A 715-nucleotide genomic window follows, 5' to 3' on the forward strand; every position below is an offset into this window, starting at 1 on the left:
GTACGCCACGAAGACATCCACCCGAACCGAGGCCGCCTGGTCTCCTTGAGGGCGGCCTGCGCGCCGGGTTCGGCCTTCGCGAAGGACAGCAACATGCCGATCGCGATCAGCGTCGGCAGCAGTGCGGAACCACCGTACGACAAAAGCGGGAGCGGGATACCCACGATGGGTAGCAGTCCGATCACGGCGCCCAGGTTGACGAGCGTCTGGGCCATCAGCCAGACGGTGATTCCGGCGGCCGCATAGCGGACGAAGGGGTCCGAGTTGCGGGTCGCGATCCGGACGCCGACGTAGGCGAGCATCAGGAACAGCGCGAGCACGGTGAGTGACCCGATCAGCCCGAGCTCCTCACCGATCACCGAGAAGATGAAGTCGGTGTGCGCCTCGGGCAGGTTGCCCCACTTCTGCCGGCTGTTGCCGATCCCGACACCCCACCAGCCACCGGTGGAGAGCGCGTAGAACGAGTGGTACGCCTGCCAGCCGATACCGCCGGGGTCGGCCAGCGGGTTGGTGAAGTTGAGCAGCCGGTCCATCCGGTGCTGCGCGGTGGTGACGAAGTACGCCGCGATCGCGCCGACCACGACGATGGTGGCGACGAACAGCCGGGTCGGTGCGCCGACGATCCAGATCATCCCGATCATCACGGCCATCAGCACCAGCGCCGTACCGAGGTCGTGCTGGCCGACGACAAGGGCGATCACCAGACCGCAGACCG

1 protein-coding gene is annotated in these 715 nt (G+C 67.0%); it reads right to left on the reverse strand.

What is annotated here, in order from left to right; translation table 11 throughout:
* A partial coding sequence (locus CAY82_RS27400) for an FtsW/RodA/SpoVE family cell cycle protein (RefSeq protein WP_170931133.1) occupies window positions 1-715 on the reverse strand: 715 nt, incomplete at both ends.

Origin of the sequence: Pseudomonas sp. SID14000 (assembly GCF_002165135.1) — a bacterium.
Taxonomy (GTDB): Bacteria; Pseudomonadota; Gammaproteobacteria; order Pseudomonadales; family Pseudomonadaceae; genus Aquipseudomonas.